The sequence below is a fragment of the Streptomyces humidus genome (assembly GCF_014649655.1).
In the GTDB taxonomy this organism is placed as follows: Bacteria; Actinomycetota; Actinomycetes; order Streptomycetales; family Streptomycetaceae; genus Streptomyces; species Streptomyces humidus.
The window spans coordinates 58,999-73,056 of sequence record NZ_BMTL01000031.1 but is presented as its reverse complement, the minus strand read 5'-3'; the positions used below and the strand labels follow the sequence as shown (position 1 = coordinate 73,056).

The 14,058-nt window shown below is 68.2% G+C and carries 11 protein-coding genes; 4 read left to right on the top strand and 7 right to left on the bottom strand.

The features are described from left to right. Nucleotides 1–46: 46 nt before the first annotated feature. Complete coding sequence (fxlM, locus tag IE239_RS30880; RefSeq protein ID WP_190152723.1) at nucleotides 47–1,270, top strand: methyltransferase, FxLD system; 1,224 nt, start codon at nucleotides 47–49, stop codon at nucleotides 1,268–1,270. Between the two features lie 471 nt (nucleotides 1,271–1,741). Here fxlM and haaN read toward each other — a convergent pair whose 3' ends face one another. The 4 genes from haaN to haaT form a co-directional block, all read right to left on the bottom strand. Further along, complete coding sequence (haaN, locus tag IE239_RS30875) at nucleotides 1,742–2,221, bottom strand: cyclophane-containing RiPP N-acetyltransferase HaaN (protein WP_190152722.1); 480 nt, start codon at nucleotides 2,219–2,221, stop codon at nucleotides 1,742–1,744. Between the two features lie 92 nt (nucleotides 2,222–2,313). Then, nucleotides 2,314–3,474: an FxsB family cyclophane-forming radical SAM/SPASM peptide maturase gene (locus IE239_RS30870; protein WP_190152721.1), complete on the bottom strand. Its 1,161-nt coding sequence runs from the start codon at nucleotides 3,472–3,474 to the stop codon at nucleotides 2,314–2,316. A gap of 13 nt (nucleotides 3,475–3,487) precedes the next feature. Further along, nucleotides 3,488–3,691, bottom strand: a complete 204-nt coding sequence (gene haaA, locus IE239_RS30865) for a HaaA family cyclophane-containing RiPP peptide (RefSeq protein WP_190152720.1) — start codon at nucleotides 3,689–3,691, stop codon at nucleotides 3,488–3,490. Between the two features lie 139 nt (nucleotides 3,692–3,830). Continuing rightward, on the bottom strand, nucleotides 3,831–6,587 hold the full coding sequence (gene haaT / locus IE239_RS30860; protein WP_190152719.1) for a cyclophane-containing RiPP biosynthesis TPR protein HaaT: 2,757 nt from the start codon (nucleotides 6,585–6,587) through the stop codon (nucleotides 3,831–3,833). A gap of 645 nt (nucleotides 6,588–7,232) precedes the next feature. On the opposite strand from haaT, the gene IE239_RS30855 reads away from it, so the two are divergent. The 3 genes from IE239_RS30855 to IE239_RS30845 all read left to right on the top strand — a co-directional run bounded on the left by IE239_RS30855 (nucleotide 7,233) and on the right by IE239_RS30845 (nucleotide 10,851). Then, nucleotides 7,233–9,290: a hypothetical protein gene (locus IE239_RS30855; protein ID WP_190152718.1), complete on the top strand. Its 2,058-nt coding sequence runs from the start codon at nucleotides 7,233–7,235 to the stop codon at nucleotides 9,288–9,290. A gap of 242 nt (nucleotides 9,291–9,532) precedes the next feature. Then, nucleotides 9,533–10,282: an SPDY domain-containing protein gene (locus tag IE239_RS30850; RefSeq protein WP_229878413.1), complete on the top strand. Its 750-nt coding sequence runs from the start codon at nucleotides 9,533–9,535 to the stop codon at nucleotides 10,280–10,282. Between the two features lie 122 nt (nucleotides 10,283–10,404). Next, the gene (locus tag IE239_RS30845) at nucleotides 10,405–10,851 is read left to right on the top strand and encodes a hypothetical protein (RefSeq protein WP_229878412.1); all 447 of its coding nucleotides are present in this window, start codon (nucleotides 10,405–10,407) and stop codon (nucleotides 10,849–10,851) included. A 55-nt stretch (nucleotides 10,852–10,906) separates the two neighbouring features. On the opposite strand, the gene IE239_RS30840 is transcribed toward IE239_RS30845, so the two are convergent. The 3 genes from IE239_RS30840 to IE239_RS42510 form a co-directional block, all read right to left on the bottom strand. Further along, nucleotides 10,907–11,137, bottom strand: coding sequence for a hypothetical protein (locus tag IE239_RS30840; RefSeq protein ID WP_190152717.1), 231 nt, complete (start codon nucleotides 11,135–11,137; stop codon nucleotides 10,907–10,909). Nucleotides 11,138–11,204: 67 nt separating this feature from the next. Next, nucleotides 11,205–12,926: a relaxase/mobilization nuclease domain-containing protein gene (locus IE239_RS30835; RefSeq protein WP_190152716.1), complete on the bottom strand. Its 1,722-nt coding sequence runs from the start codon at nucleotides 12,924–12,926 to the stop codon at nucleotides 11,205–11,207. Further along, nucleotides 12,923–14,038, bottom strand: coding sequence for a MobC family plasmid mobilization relaxosome protein (locus IE239_RS42510; protein ID WP_229878411.1), 1,116 nt, complete (start codon nucleotides 14,036–14,038; stop codon nucleotides 12,923–12,925). The genes IE239_RS30835 and IE239_RS42510 overlap by 4 nt, the downstream gene beginning before the upstream one ends. Nucleotides 14,039–14,058: the final 20 nt, after the last annotated feature.

Genomic DNA, 14,058 nt, shown 5'->3' with positions numbered 1-14,058 from the left:
TCTGCCCTCGCCGTACGCACGGCCGGGCACCTTCCGAAAGGACGCGATGAACACGGACACCGGCGCCTCTCCCGAGAACCTGCGCAACCGCCTGGTCGACGCCATCTTGAAACAGGACCCCTCCGGCCTCCGCGACGCACGCATCGAAACCGCCATGCGGACCGTGCCCCGCCACGCCTTCCTTCCCGACGCGCCCCTCCAGGAGGCGTACGCCAACAAGAGCGTCACGATCAAGGAGAACCCCGACGAGGACGCACTCCCGCTGAGCTGCGCTTCCCAGCCCGACGTCGTGCACTTCATGCTCGTCCAACTCGCGGTTCGCGAAGGCGACAACGTCTTCGAGATCGGGGCCGGCACCGGCTACAACGCCGCCCTGCTCAAACACCTCGCCGGACCGTCGGGACACGTCACCACGTGCGACATCGACCCCGACGTGACCGCCTACGCCCGCCGCATGCTGGACGCGAACGGATACTGCGACGTCCGCGTGGTCACCAGAGACGGCGCCCTCGGTGCCGAGGAGTTCGGCCCCTACGACCGCATGATCGCCGCCGTCGGCATGTGGGACCTTCCCGGAGCCTGGTGGGACCAGCTCGCCGTCGGCGGACGCCTCGTGGTCCCGCTGCGATGGCGCGGGTTGTCGCGGTCCGTGGCTTTCCGCCGCGAGAAGGACCGGATGCGGTCCGACTCCGTGAAGATGTGCGGCTTCCTCCCGGTGATCGGCCAGGACGGAGAGCGCGACGGCTACATCGACGACGACCGGCTCGTCAGGCTCTACTGGGACGAGGATCAGCCCATCGTCCCGGAACTCCTGCGCGACGCCCTCACCCGACCGAAGACGGTCGTCTGGACCGACGCCACGGTCGGCCCCGTCGAGTCCTTCGACGGCGTCTGGCTGCGCCTGAGTGCCACCGAGCGAGCGACCTGCCGTATCACCGCGAATCCCGCGGCGATGAAGGCCGGCCTTCACCGCCCCGCCTCGCCCGCCCTGAGCCCCGCTCTCGTCGAGGGTGACTCCATCGCGTACTTCACCCTGGAGCGCACCGCCGATGGTCCGGGCACCGAACCCCGGTTCCGGCTGGGAGCCGTCGGCTACGGCCCGGCCGGCGCCGATCTCGCCGAGCGGATCTGCGCGCAGATCCGCGCCTGGAGCCCGGCCAGGACCGTCGAACCCGCAGTCACCGCCTACCCCGCGGACACACCGGACAACGACCTCGCCGACGGAGCCGTGATCGACCGGCCTTCCGTACGGCTCGTCATCACCTACTGACGTCGGCGGGCGCGGCCGTCGGCAGTTGCGGCTGCGCCACCGACACGAGACGAAACGAGAACAGAGCGGCGTCGGAGCGCTGTGGTCAGCCCTGCGCGAGGTTCAACTCGCAGTCGGTGCACCGCCGTACGGCCCGTCGGTTCTGGTTGCCCGCGGTGGCAGTCGCCGGAGAAGCAGTGCTCAACCGCTCCCAGAGCCCAGGTGGAGGATTCGCGATCCACCCCCACCGTGACGGCCGTACGTCGTCCTCGGTCATGTGGTCGCACCAGCCGGGCCTGTGCGCGCACCGAGCCGGGGAGATCAGGATCGTGTCATCCGGGTGAGTACGCCACTCCCTCTTCACGAACGTGCCTACCGAACGCGAGGGCGCCGATGCGGACGAGCCCGGCGGACATTCGCATCCGAGCCCGATGACGATCTTGCTGCCGCACTCCTCGCAGCGCTCCTCTTCCACTGGTCTCGTACCCACCCTCACGCGGTGCCGGAGTCGACCCGGTAGACGATCTTCCCGTCGGACTCGGTGAACCCGCGCGACTCGTAGAAGGCCCGTGCGCCCGGGTTGTCGCGGTCAGTCATCCATTCCACCCGGCTGCACCCGGGGCGCGCGGCGGCCAGGGCGCGGAGTTCGTCCATGAGGCGAGCACCGATGCCCTGCCGACGCAGGGTGTCGCGGACGTAGAGCTCCTTCAGAAACAGGGAGTGCGAGGAGCCGGCGGCCGGCCAGAGGAAGGAATAGGCGGCGAGGCCCACGATGTCCCCGGTCTGGTCCTCGACGAGCAGGGCGGAAGCCAGCGGTGGCACGCCGAAGAGGGCTTCTTCCACCTGGAGGCGGCGCTCCTCGATCGGCTGGATATCTGTATCGGCGGCCCCGTAGAACCGCTCGATCTCCTCGATCAGCTCGGCCACGGCCGGGACGTCCCGCTTCTCCGCGGGACGGATCGTCACGGTCATCGGCGCCTCCTGTCCTTCCTCGATTGCTTCGGTCGCTGCTGCACTCGTTCGTTCCAACGCGTGATCCCCTCCTGGCGGTACGGCGCACGCGTCTACGGCGGCGAGGCGGCCTGCGCATAGGGGTTCCAGCCGTGCTGCCGCAGGGAGCCCTGGACGTGTCGGATGAGGTACTCCAGGTCCGCGCAGTAGACAGACGGGTTCCGGTAGCCCTGGGCTTCGCTGAAGCGGTGTGGGAGGTAGCCACCGCCGCACACGTCCACGAGTGGGCAGGCGCGGCACTGCTCGGCGAGCGCGTCCTTGCCGTGCTGCCGGTGCAACAGCTTCGGATGCGACAGAGCTTCGTCGAAAGAGTGGCGGAGGACGTCAAGCCCGAGCCAGGTGCCACCCTCCTCGACCGACCGCAGGGTGTCCACGGCCTCGATGGAGCCGTCGGACTCGATCACGACGCTCGTCGGCGGGGCCAGGCCGAGCGTCTCCACGGAGCCGCGCACGCCAGAGCTGAGGGCCACGATGTCCTCCAGCATCCGGACGCTGTGCGGGTGCTCGGGCCGGGCGAGCCAGGCGTCGTACACCTTGCTCATCCACAGCCCGTACTCGGGCACGCTCGGGTCGGAGCGGTGCGGCGGGTCGTCGTGGGTCGCGTGCGGCAGGCCGAAGTCGATCACCGGCGGTTCGAACGCCGCCAGGTGGTCGTGGACCTCCACGGGGTCATTGGCCAGGTCCACGACGGCGAGCAGCCCCGCGAACAGGTGTGGCCGCGACCGCAGGAGTTCGATGCCGCGCACGGCGGAGGCGGCGCTCGACCGTCCGGCGTGCGTCAGCCGGTGCCGGTCATTCGCACGCGGCGGTCCGTCGAGGCTGACGCCCACCGCGACCTCGTACTGTTCGAAGAGGTCCAGCCACGCACCGGAAAGAAGAGTCCCGTTGGTCTGGAGCTCGAAGAGGACCCGGGTCCCGGCCGGCGCGGCGCCCCGGACGGCCTCCAGCAGACCGGCCATGTGCCCGACGCCGACGAGAAGCGGCTCCCCGCCGTGCAGTACGACGTGGATGGTCCGAAGGCGGTGTGTGGCGGCGTGCTCACCTATTCGCCGCGCCGCAGCCCGGGCCACAGCGAGGTCCATTCGGGCGGGCAGGCGCCGCGCCGCCTGGTCCTTGGAGTTGAAGACGAAACAGTAGTCGCAGTCGATGTTGCAGCGGTTGGCGACCTTCAGGATGAACGTCCGGAAAGGAACGGGGCCTTCGGGTTCTGTCATCGAGCGGATGTGCTTACAGCGGCCGGGGCCAGATGAGCGAGGCCGCGTGGGCACCGTCGCCGACCCGGGCCGTCGCGTCCTCCTCTGCCTCCAGCCGTTGCCGGACGCGGACGGCCACGCGGTCCAGGACGGCGGTGCCGGCCGCCGTCGGCTCCGTGGACACCGGGCCGACGGGCGTAATGGTGCGTGGCTCGGTGACGGACGTGGGTGACGGCATTCAACGCTCCTCGTGAGGTACATGCCGGAGGTGGCACGGTGCGACGGGGTTGAAGCGACAGATCAGCCGGAAACGTAGCATCCTCAACCGCCCACCTGGCACAGGAAATTCGGCCACATGGTCGGCGTCAGCCGGACCGCTACACCAGCAACCGTTCGATGTCGTCCACGGCCGAGCTCACTCCCAACCGCCGGTACACGGTCACGGCGGCTCGCAGCGAGTCCACGCCGTGACCAGGCCCGTCAATCGTCCAGTCGCAGCGGCCGATGCCCTCCAGTGCCCGCGCCTCCTCCAGCGGGCAGCGGATGTCCCGCGCGAGCGTGAGCGCCTGACCAAAGTGCCGACGGGCGGCTGTCGGTTCATCGGAGGTGAGCAGCAGCATCCCCCAGTGGTTCAGTGCCTCCGCCTCGCCGCACCGGTCGCCCAGGCCCCTCAGGATCTCCAAACCGCGTTGGAACGCCTCGATCGCGCCGTCGCGCTCACCGACGATGCCGCGCGCCACGCCCAGCTCGCTCAGCGAGGCGGCCTCACCCCCGCGGCTGCCGAGCTCACGGTAGGCGTCCAGGGCCTCCACCAGAAGCCGGATCGCCTCTGTCGCATCCCCGGAAATGCGGTCCACGACGCCAAGGTGACGGACGCTGTTCGCGCGGCCGAACCGTTCACCGAGCTCAGTGAAGTGCGTCAGGGCCTGGCTGTGTGCCGTCCGCGCTGCCTCGATGTCTCCGGTCAGCCGTCGGACGACGCCCAACTCGTTCAGCGCGTAAGCCTGATGCACACGGTCGTCCAGCTCCAGGTAGATGTCGAACGCTTCCTGGTGATGCCGCGCGGCGATGTCGTACGCACCCATGAGGCAGTGCACGACACCCAGGTCCCGCAGGGAGTTCGCCTCCCCGTACCGGTCACCGAGTTCTCGGTAGATCGCCAGGGCCTCGCTCTGCGCCTCCACCGCAGCGTCGAACCGGCTCATCTGCCGGTGTGTCATGCCGAGATCCGCGAGCGCGTTTGCCTGCCCGAGCCGGTACCCCAGATCTCGATAGAGGGCGAGAGCCTCGGTCTGGGCGCGGGCCGCGTCCTCGTTGTCCGCCGTCAGGTACCAGACGATGCCGAGCTGGTTCAGTGCCTCGGCCTTGCCACGCCGGTCGTCGACCGCTTCGTACGCCGTCACGGCGTCGTTGAGGGCCTCGATCGCCTGCGGGTAAGCGGCCATGAAGCGGCGTACGACACCCAGTTCGGCGAGGGCATCACCCCGTGCCCGCTGGTCGCCGGTATGGCGGGCGGCCTCGGCGGCGGTCCGATGGAGCGCGACAGCCTGGTCCCAGGGGCCGGCCTGGCGCAGGAAGGGCGCCATGGCTGCGGCGAGCCGGACCACGAGGTCGTACATGGCGAGACCGTTCGCCCGCCGAACACAGGCCAGGATGTTTGCCCGCTCGGTCTCCAGCCAGCTCAGGGCATCCGCCCGCGACTCCAGGACCGGGGTCTCCACCGGCGAGGCGCCGTCCGGCGCCGGTGGCACTGCGGCTCCGCTGCGCACGATGTGCTCGTTCGCGACGGTGAGAGCGGCCAGGTAGTAGGTGCACACACGCTGGACGGCCTGTGCGTGGTCCATGCTGTCCCCCTCGGCGGCGAGACCGCGAGCGTAGTCCCGCAGGAGATCGTGCAGCCGGTAGCGACTCCCCGGTTGTTCGTCGATCAGGTGGTCGTCGTAGAGCGCCTCGAGGTGCAGACGGGCCACTACGACCGAGACGTCACCCAGAGCCGCACCGACGTGCGGGTCGAGATCGGTGCCGGGGAAGAACCCGAGCCGCCGGAAGAAGCGCTGCCGCTCCGGCGCGAGATCCCGGTAGGAGAGATCGAACGTCGCGGTGACGGCTCGTTCCCCGGCGCGCAGCTCTCCCAGCCGATCCCGCGCCGCAAACAGCCGCCCGCGCAGGTCCTCGGCGGTCCAGGACGGATGGTGCCGCAACCGTGCCGCGAGCAGTGACACTCCCAGCGGCAGACACCCGCACAGCCGCACCAGCTCGTCCACCACATCCCGACCGAGAGCGTCGGACGGCCGCCCACTGAGTCGCACGAAGAGGTCGACCGCGTGATCCGGCGGCAGTGCTTCCACCGACATGACCACTTCCTCGTTCGCCACCAGCCGCTTGCGACTGGTCACCAACACCAGGCACCCGCTCCCGCCGGGGAGCAGCGGCTCCAACTGTCGGTAGCTGGCCGCGTTGTCGAGAATCAGCAGCGCCTTCTTGTCCGCGAGCCTGCTCCGCCACATGGCCGCCCGGGCCTCCGTGACCGCTCCGACGTCGTCACCGACGGGAATCTGCTGCGTCGGCACGCCGGCGGCCGCGAGAAGCGAGGCGAGCGCCTCGCCGGCCTGCACCGGAGTACGCCCCGGCGTGTGCCCGTTGAGATTCACGAAGAGCTGTCCGTCGGGGAACCGCTCCGAGAGCAGGTGGCCGGCGTGCACGGCGAAGGTGGTCTTCCCGACGCCGGGCATGCCGTCGATCACGTGAACGGGCAGCCCCTCGCCGCGCTCCTGTGAGACCCGCACCGAACCCACCAGCCGCTCCAGCTCCGCGGCACGGTCGGTGAACGCGGCGGTGTCGCGCGGCAACGAACGAAGCACCTGGGCGGCCCCCGGCGGTCCCGCTCCATCCTCCGGTCGCCCCGGAGGGGTGGGAGGCCGCGTCTCGGAGAGCCCGGCGAGCAGGGCCGTCAGCCCCGCCATCGTCACGCCCAGCACGACGAACGAGAACCAGGCGTGCTCCTGTAACCACCCAAGCCAGCCGGGCCACCGCGACTCATCGGAAACGGCGTTCGTGACGAGCCCGACCAGCATGGTGGTCAGAGCGCCGCCTCCGGCGACGACGGCGATCGCGATCCCGCGCCGGAGTCTCATACAGAGGCCCCAGCAGCCAGGGAAGCGGCCGATTCCCCCCTGGTGCCGCTGATGAGACACCACGCACTGCCAACCGACCTGGTCACGAAGGCAACCCCCGAGTACGACGCCCCAACTTCCCTAACGGAACAGTCCTCGTAGACCTTGGTCAAGGGCGCGTCTGCGCCACGGGGGTGCACCAGCTTCCGCAAGGCGCGCTGTCGGCTACGACAACGGCAGGGCTAGGACTCCCAGGCTAGTCGATCAAGTGCGGGATGTGGACCGCGCTGCGTGCCATCGGCGGCCGTCCGTCGCGGACCACCGCGACGTATGCCGCTGGCGATCACACGCCGGAGCTGCGATGGACGCGGCCCGCCTCTTTGGGCAATCCTGTCCTGTAGGTTCTCTCGGCTCGTGGCATGGGGGCAGGTTCGCGACCTGTGGATTCTCTGAATGTCTCGCGAAGTGGCCTGAGGAGTTGTCTCATCGCCGTGTCGCTCTCCTCGTGATGACCCAGCTCGGTCGGCGTTTCTGGTTGTCGACGGAACGATGTGAAGGACCCCGGCGTCCGTCCGTTTGCCGTACCGCCGCGAAATAGGCACGCTGGAAGAAGGCGCAGTTCGTAGCGTGTCTCACGGGGCGATGTGTGCGAGGAAGTGGTCTCCCATGACACTCGCAGCTGGCGTGCTTCTCGACAAGGACTTCTGGGGCGGCGTCGCCCAGTGGGGCCTCATCCTCGTGGGTCTATTCACCCTGGCCCGTGTTGCCGCGTTCGCCGTAACCCCAAGAGTCGTCTGGAAATACCAGCCGCTCCACTGGTGGACTCTGGCGTGGACGGGCTGGCTTCTGCTGGTTCTGGCATCCATCCCATGGACGCTCTTCGACCTGACCGGGGACCGCAGCCCGGCCAGCATCGCCGCTGGGACCGGGATGTTGGTCACCGGAGTGGTGGCATTCGCCGCTCTCGCCATAGCCGTTCAACTAGCACTTCGACGGCCGACGGTTATGTCCTTGCCAGTGCCAGCCGTGTGGTGGGTGACGCTCGCGGTGCTGGAAGCAGGCTGCGTCGCCGCATTCGTCACTGATGCCCCGGTTCGGGGCTACACGGCGACCGGGACGGTGTCCGCAGTCGGTGTTCTCATGTTCGGGTTCGCTCTGGGCACGCGGCTGAAGCTGCGGGTCACCGTCCGGAAGGACGGCAAGGAGGATCCAGTCAGCACTGCCTATGCCGTCACACGCATCGCGACGATGGGCCACAAAGTGCGAGGGTTGGAAGTGCCGAAGGGTACGGACGCCGCTCTGCCGGAGGACGCGGTGGCGGCCCTGCCGCAGGAGGGCCGCGTAGCGGCGGCCCTCCTGCGCATCGCGCTGTCTCTGTTCGCCATCGCTCCCTGGCGCGCGGACATCGCCCTGCCCGACGAGAAAACGGCGACTGTGACCCTCCGACGCAACGAGACCACGGCGGACTCGACGATCATCTTCCGTTCCGAACTGGGGCTCAACGGTTTCGAACCACCACCAGAAGCAGGCGACTTCCGCACCATCTGCGAACAGGATGTGCTGACCGCCGCCGGCTCCTTCCTCTTTCTGTGTCTGGCGAAGTCCTATCCCGCGCTCCGCGAGGGACTGTGCGGGGCCAGGCACTGGCGCAGTCTCGCATGTCAGGTCCTGGCCGGGACTCCGCCATGGGCGGGCAGGCCCGAGGTGGAGCAAGAACTGCTGGCCAGGGCTATTGACAAGGACCCTGGGAACAGTGCCGCCCGCCTGAGCTTTCTGGTTGCCCGGTATGGCTCCATGGCGGAAACTCGGGACGATCAAAAAGACTTCATCGAGAGGTTGGAGCGCTTTCATAAATCAATCGAAAGAAAAGAGGACGACGGGACGGATGTCGGCTACCTCCCCCTCCATGTCCGAACACTCTGGAAACTCATCACTGCTCGGGTTAATTATGCAGCAATGTCCTCCAATAACATCAATGCGGCGAGAGTGGAGCGGGACGAAAAGGCGCGACCCGAGTGTAAAGAATTGAAAGACCTCTTGCGTCGCCTCAAGGGGCAGGCCCAAGGTGACGACAGCCTCATGCCCTTTTATGAACAAGTGGAGCCGAACTATAGAATACTGAGTGCTCAAATAGAGGGGGAATCCGCACCCCCCTTGGGAGAAGATATTTCTCTACTGAGCTCCTACAATCTGGCATGCCTCACTGTGGAACGCGATGATTTCCCTGAGGCACTCAAGAGGCTTAACTTCGCTCTTGGACTTAAGGAAAATCGCGGCGACGCGCTGACTGACCCGGTCCTCCGGCCCCTCCGGAAGACGCGCGGTTCTGAGTTGATGGTGCTCCTCGACAAGCCCAGACTGTCGAAAATAGAAGTTCTTGAGCCTCACGTTGAGCAGTTGGAGAAAGACGGCATTTGCTATCCTGCAGAACTGCTCGTTCGCAGCGCCAACAATGCGCAAATCAAGGAACTTGCCGCCTCTCTCAATGTGCCGATCGCTACGGTGATGTGGATGCGTGATGTGTGTAGGCTCGTGGAGTCCTGCCCCGACCCGCAGCAAGCGGTGGCGTGGACGAACCTTCTCACCCGCGAAGGCATTGACAGGCAAAAAGCATTGAGCCGCCTGGACAAAGCTGAAAAACGACGCCTTGAGAAGCTGTCGTGGACGGCAGACGGGGAGCCCCTCACTAGAAAGGAACTGAGAAAATGGGCTAAGTCCAAGTGACGCAGATAGTCAACGATGCCGCACACGGCATTCACGTGGCATCGGCTGTGAGATTACGGTATAGGATTTGATATCCTATATATCCATCTTTCCACTAGTTCACCGCAGGCGGACAGGAAAGATCCCGAAACGACTGGCGAACAGCCGCACAGCCATGTCACCCTCCAACACCTTGCCGGAAGACCTGGTCAGCGAAGTGATGCCGATGATCCTGGACGGCCAGTGTTCTACCCCACGAGCTCATGGAGGCGCCCCTGCTCCCGCACCACTCCAGCGACCGCTCCCGACCGGATTTGCCGGACCCGGTGTACTGGGTCACCCCGCGTCATCTGGCTGGCGACGACGGTGTGCTCGCCGAGCGGATCGGCGACATCCTGTCCGACCTCGGCTGGCGCATGTGGCCCACCTCCCGTCACACCCTTCTGTACATAAGCCCGGACGGGCTGCGTGGCGCCGAGTGGATCCTCGCGGCCTACCCGTTCGAGCTGGGCGGTCTGCCCGTCGCCTGGCAGCTGAGCGCCCGCGCGCATGCCGCCTCCGCGATGCCGGAGTGGAACGCCTATTTCACCACCGGCGTCTCCTACGAGGCGCTCGCCGATCTCCTCATGGCGCTCGACGCCCGTGAGGCGCCCGACGTCGGCTTCGAGGAGCCCGAGACGGTCCTCGACGCGCTGAGTGTCCGGGGCTGGATCCGCGACGTGGATCGCCCCCGCACCACTGCCACGGACCCAGGGTTCTCCTCCTGTGTCTCTCTGGAGATGCTGCCGCCGCTCATCGAGGACGCCGACCCGCGACCGGATTTGGTGGGTTGGCAGGCATGGGCGGAGCCCGTGCCCGGTGCGCCGTATCTGTGGTGCGCCAGCTTCAGCGCCAGCGTCCCCCATGACCTGGTCGCCGCGTTCGCCTCCTCACTCGCCTCCCCGGTCCCGGTGCCTCGCCACACTGTGCCCGAGATCGCGGAGGGGCGGCTCACTATCGTCCGCCGCAGCTGACAACCCCTGCCGCAGCGAAGCTGCTGTTGTTCGCCCCATCACCGAATCTCCCCGAGTTGCAGCAGGCCAGACGTATGAGGCGCGTCCCCCGTGCCTGCCCTATGACAGAGAAGGAGAGAGTCTTGTTCTTTCGACGCACTCGCGAGGACCGCGCGTTCCGTGAAGCCCAGCGTGCGGGCTACGAGTTGCTCCTGCGGCTGCAGTCCGCACGGCCGTGGCCCGACTGCCCCGAGCCGACCTCACAGGACCCTGTCGCGGAGGAAACGGTGGTGCCTGATTTCCTGCCGCCGGAGTTGCGGGTGCCGTCGCGCCAGGAGGTGGCCGGGGTGATGATGCGCTGGCTGCAGCCGCTCGTCGTCGACGGTGAGGTCCGTACGTGCCCCGGGTGCGGCATGTATCGGGACTGGATCGTCTTCTGCATGCGCGACGACTCGGTGTGGCTGCGTTGTCGGGCGGGCCACGAGACGAAGGAGCCCGGCCTGGATGCGGCCTGGTACAACCGCAACTCCGGTCCCGTCGACCGGTTCCACCCCACCCTCGAAGAGGGCCTGCGCCACCTCGGCCACTGAACCCCCGAAACCCCCGCTCCCCTTCGTACTGCCGGCGCCCGGAGGGCCGGCCTGGTCAGACCGTCCGTTTCGCAGGCACGGTCAGGACGATGGCCTGGTGCTGGCCCTCGGTCTTGATGGACTCGGCCAGGTCGTGCAGCTCGTCGACGCTGAGCATCGGGAACATGTCGGCGGTGGGGTGGGTCTGGATGATGTGCTCCTTGTCGGATGGGGTGCCGGTGGCGCGCCGCAGATGTCCTGCAGCGTCGTCAGATCGGGGGCCGGGCTGTCGTTGATCGGTTGTCATCGGGACTTTCGGTGCTCTCGGTAGTGGGTGCGAGGCGTGCGCGGCCGCTGCGTGAGGGGGCTGGTGCTCACCGCGGCCGGTGAGTGCGGGATGGCGGTGGCGCGGATGTGGGGGGTGTCGCGGCGGTGGCCCGCGCTGTGGACAGGACGTGGGGGATGTGGGGGCTACGGGCTTGTGCGGCTCGTGCACCTGGGCCGGGGGCGTGCCGGTCGCCGAGGCGTTGGATGCGCCAGACGAGAACTTCGGATGCCGATTTGGCGTCGCTCAAGGAGCGTTGCCGGGCTGCCTGTCGGAGGACGGTTGCAGGGCTGTGGCCTGCAGCTTCGGCGGCGGCGAGAGCGGCTGTGAGTGCGGGCCAGGCAGCCTCGGTGAGGATCTGTCCGGAGTGGGAGGGCAGGACCTCGTGCAGGGTGCGGGCGTACCGGTGGACGGTGCTGTCGGAAGGGCGGCGCCCTGCGAGTACGGCGAGGCTGGTGGGGGCGATCTGGTCGTAGGCGGTCTGGAGATGGATGAGCGTTTGGCGGGCGGCGGCCACCTGCCGGTCGTGGTGGTGCAGCGCGCTGCGGCGCTGGGCTGCGAGGACGACGAGAATGGCGGCGTCCAGGAGCATGGCCAGGCCGGTGTGGTCCGCGGGCTGGTAGCGCATGGCTTTCAGAGCGCCGCGCAGGGCGCGGGCGTGTTGGTGGTCGGCGTGGGCACGGGTGTGGGCGGCGTGCTCGAAGGCGACGGCGGCGCGGTGGAGTTCGGCCTTCAGGTGGGCGGGGGCGTGGGCGGGCAAGGCGTAGAGGACTTCGCTGAAGACGGTCAGGTGGGCTTGTGCAGCGCTGTCGTCCGCGTGATCGAGGTGGTGGGGGATGCGTTCTGCGGCGGCGGTGGCCTGGTGCCAAGGGCTGCGGCGGTAGTGGCCGGCTGGTGAGGCTGCCGTGGCGGTGTGCGCTTCGGCGGCGGCCAGACGCTGCTGGATCTGCGGGAGGGACAGGTCGGTGGCGAGGCTGGAGCCGGAGTACCAGATGGGTGTGCCGTCGTCAGGCAGGGCGACCTTGTAGCCGCCGAGGTCGCCGGAGGGCAGAGTGCGTGTTTCGACTTGAAGGCCGGCGTCGGCGAGCAGGTTGAAGAACTCGTCCAGGTCCTTCGCGTGGGAGAGCGCGGTGCGCACGGTGTGCCGCAGCTGCTCGCGAGCCGTCTTGTGGTGGCCCAGCCGTTTGGCCTTCTCCTGTTCGGCGCGGGTGGGGCGCTTCGCCGCCGGAGTGCCGGTGGCGGCTTCGGGGCCGCGCGGAACCCGTGTGAGGCCGAAGTCCTTCTCGATCCTGGCGAGTTCGGCCATGGCGCGGTGGTAGTCGTTCCAGTTCCGCGGCGGGCGCAGATCGCCGCGGACTTTGGTGGCGACGATGTGGATGTGGTCGTCCGCGTGGCGCACGGCAACCCACCGGCAACCGTCCGGATCGTCCTCCGGTGCGATGCCGGTCGCATGGACCATGCGCTTGGCGATCGTCGCCCACTCGTCATCGGTCAGGATGCGGTCCTCGGGCGCGGCGCGCACCGAGCAGTGCCACACGTGCCCCTCGGGTGCCTTGTCGCCGGCCTGCTTGACCCGCAGATCCAGGGCCTTGGTGAGCTGGCCGAGCCGCTGCTTGTGCCCGGGGCTGTCATACGGGCCTGGGTCAGGAACGAAGTCATCCCAGGACGCGACGATGTGCTGGTCGGTGTGTTCGTTGGCGCGGCCCTTGTCGAAGAGGTACGCCAGGACGCCGTAGGTGTTGTTGCCCGGCTTGACGATGTTCGCGATCAACTCAGGCCGTCCGCCTTCTGCCCGGCTGCCCGGAAGGCCGCGTCGTCGATCGCCCGGACCGTGTCGTGGGCGGTGGCGAGCAGGCGCTCCGCCCGTTGCAGGATCGCGGCGTCCACAGGGTGTGGATCGCCGCCCGAGTTGAGGCGCCGGGCGATCTGGTTGACGTTGTTGCCGATCCGGGCGATCTGCGCCCGCTGGGTGGCGAGCTCGTCGACCGCATCGTCGTAGACCGTGCGAGGAGCGGCGACGGTGATCTCACCGCGGACGCGGGCCATGGTGGCGTCGGCGATGTATCGCGCCATGGTCACGTGCTCGGCTTTCGCCGCCGACTGGATGTCGTGCTTCTCATGCGGCGCAAAGCGGGCGGTGACGTGCTCGGAACGCTGCGCGTCGAGGTTCGCGCGGCGGTGCGGCGTACGCTGCTTGGCCCCCGTGACGAGACCGGTCGGCTGTTCGCCGGCGCTCACCCGCTCCTGCTCTGGCACGCCCTCGTGCCGGAGCTGCTCCTCCGCCACCCCCGGGGCGGAGGTGTTCGCGATGGACCGGCCTATGGACGGTCCATCGCCATTGCTTGCTGCGCGTGTGACGGGAGTGGTGACCATCTGCTTTTGGGGGATGGGGAGTTCGGCGTACTGGTCGCGCACGAAGAGATGTCCTTGTGTCGGGGTTGCGGGGGTGGTGGGTTCAGGCGGTTGCGTGTTGAGCTCGGCGAACTGCTCGGCTGCGAGGTCGAGCAGATCCACCAGACGCCGCTCCGGGAGGCGAGCGGCGTTGGCCAGGGCGTCGTCGATGCGCGGGTCGAGGGTGCTGACGGCATCCAGTCCGGCGGCGCGGGCGACAACCAGCCGCAGTTCAGCCTCAAGCCAGGCCCAGTGCTCGGTCGCGGGCACCGGGGTCCCTTCACCGGTCGAGCCCCTGAGCTGGCTCAGGTAGTCGCCGCCGGCGGACAGGATGTCGGGCAGGGGGATGTCGGCGCCGGCCATCCAACGGCCCTGGTCGAGCAGGGTGAGGATGGCGCAACGCAGCATGCTCATCCCGTCGCGTTCCGGAGCGGTGCAGATCGGGCAGGCGTCGTCGTTGCAGGTCCAGGCGGACACGGTCGAACGGGGCATGGCAGGTGGGCCTTTCAGCG

What these genes read in the sequence shown, in the direction of transcription:
- IE239_RS30855 (WP_190152718.1), top strand. Translation starts at nt 7,233, where the DNA reads ATGACACTCGCAGCTGGCGTGCTTCTCGACAAGGACTTCTGGGGCGGC.
- IE239_RS42510 (WP_229878411.1), bottom strand. Translation starts at nt 14,038, where the DNA reads ATGCCCCGTTCGACCGTGTCCGCCTGGACCTGCAACGACGACGCCTGC.
- IE239_RS30870 (WP_190152721.1), bottom strand. Translation starts at nt 3,474, where the DNA reads ATGACAGAACCCGAAGGCCCCGTTCCTTTCCGGACGTTCATCCTGAAG.
- IE239_RS30840 (WP_190152717.1), bottom strand. Translation starts at nt 11,137, where the DNA reads ATGACAACCGATCAACGACAGCCCGGCCCCCGATCTGACGACGCTGCA.
- haaA (WP_190152720.1), bottom strand. Translation starts at nt 3,691, where the DNA reads ATGCCGTCACCCACGTCCGTCACCGAGCCACGCACCATTACGCCCGTC.
- IE239_RS30850 (WP_229878413.1), top strand. Translation starts at nt 9,533, where the DNA reads ATGGAGGCGCCCCTGCTCCCGCACCACTCCAGCGACCGCTCCCGACCG.
- haaN (WP_190152722.1), bottom strand. Translation starts at nt 2,221, where the DNA reads ATGACCGTGACGATCCGTCCCGCGGAGAAGCGGGACGTCCCGGCCGTG.
- fxlM (WP_190152723.1), top strand. Translation starts at nt 47, where the DNA reads ATGAACACGGACACCGGCGCCTCTCCCGAGAACCTGCGCAACCGCCTG.
- haaT (WP_190152719.1), bottom strand. Translation starts at nt 6,587, where the DNA reads ATGAGACTCCGGCGCGGGATCGCGATCGCCGTCGTCGCCGGAGGCGGC.